The sequence below is a fragment of the Aeromonas sp. HMWF016 genome, from assembly GCF_963878195.1.
Taxonomy (GTDB): domain Bacteria; phylum Pseudomonadota; class Gammaproteobacteria; order Enterobacterales; family Aeromonadaceae; genus Aeromonas; species Aeromonas lacus.
Window position 1 is genome coordinate 66,761 of record NZ_CAWNWX010000056.1, and the last position, 1,617, is coordinate 68,377.

At 65.4% G+C, this 1,617-nt stretch carries 1 protein-coding gene; it reads right to left on the reverse strand.

Annotation, left to right across the window (positions count from 1 at the left end; genetic code table 11):
* The coding region (locus AACS24_RS08430; RefSeq protein WP_258223150.1) for an amino acid adenylation domain-containing protein at positions 1 to 1,617 on the reverse strand (1,617 nt) is incomplete at both ends.

Genomic DNA, 1,617 nt, shown 5'->3' on the forward strand with positions numbered 1-1,617 from the left:
GCATTGTCTCCCGCTCGCCGCCAAGACGACGCGCCAGCTGGGCGGGGCTCGGCGCTTCGAACAGGCTGGCCAGAGTGAGACCCTGTCCGATTGATTCCTCAATACGCACCACCAGCTGCGCCGCCAGCAGAGAGTGGCCGCCGAGGGCAAAGAAGTTATCGTCGGCGCCGACCCGCGCCAGCCCCAGTACCTCGGCGAAGAGGCGACAGAGCCGCTCCTCCAGCAGGGTTTTCGGCAGCGCCTGACCAACCACCGATGCCATATCAGGTAGCGGTAGCCCCTTGCGATCCAGCTTGCCATTGGGGGTGAGCGGCAACTCGACCAGAGTGACCAACAGCCCCGGCACCATGTAGTCGGGCAGCACGACGCCAAGGGCGGGCGTCAGCTCGGCCAGCGTCAACTCTCTGCTATCTGCGGCCACCACATAGGCCACCAGACGGCGATCGCCGGGGGCAAATTCGGGGGCCAACACTACCGCCTGTGCCACCCGGGGATGGCGCAGCAGCACCTGCTCGATCTCCTCCAGTTCGATGCGTTGACCACGGATCTTCACCTGAAAATCGAGGCGCCCCAGATACTCGATGGCGCCATCCTCGCGCCAGGCGGCCAGATCGCCGCTGCGATAGAGCCGTCCCGCCCCGAAGGGGTTGGCAATAAAGCGCTCGGCGGTGAGCTCGGGCTGGCCAAAGTAGCCCTCCGCCACCTGTACGCCCCCGATCCAGAGCTCCCCCGCTACACCGGGGGGCACCGGCTGCAACAAGGGGTCGAGAATGTGGATGCAGGTATTCCAGACCGGATAGCCGATGGGCACGCTGGTCACCGCCTCGTCTGCCCGGCAGGGATACCAGGTGACATCCACCGCCGCCTCGGTCGGGCCATAGAGGTTGTGCAGGGGGGCTGAAAACGCCCCATACCAGCGCTGCACCAGATCCGCGGGCAGCGCCTCGCCGGAGCAGAAGACCTGCCGCAGGGCGCGGCAACGCGCAGGCTCGGCTTGTGCGACGAAGATCTGCAGCATGGAGGGGACAAAGTGCAAGGTGGTGATCCCGGCCTGCTCAATCAGCTCGGCAAGGTAGGCGGGATCCTTGTGGCCACCCGGTTTGGCGAGCACCAGTCGCGCCCCGGTCATAAAGGGCCAGAAGAACTCCCAGATGGAGACATCGAAACCGGCCGGGGTCTTTTGCAGCACCCGATCCGCCGGGCCGATGGGATACATGTGCTGCATCCAGAGCAGCCGGTTGACGATGGCACCGTGGCTCACCACCACCCCTTTGGGCCGACCGGTCGAGCCGGAGGTGTAGATGATGTAAGCCGCATCTTCCGGCCTGGGGGCTGGCAGATCACAAGGAGCTGTCGTTGCCAGCTGATCTGCCACACCGGGGGCATCGAGGCAGACAAGTGGCGCTGCCACGTCGAGCGGCATTTGAAGCGTACGGCTGGTCAACACCAAAGCGGGATCACTGCTGGCGAGAATGTAGCCGATCCGCTTCGCCGGATAGTCCGGGTCAACGGGTACATAGACGGCCCCTACCGCCATGATTGCCTGCTGGGCGAGGATAAGCTCGGGAGAGCGCGGGATCACCACCGCTACCCGACAACCTGGGCCCACGCCCCTCC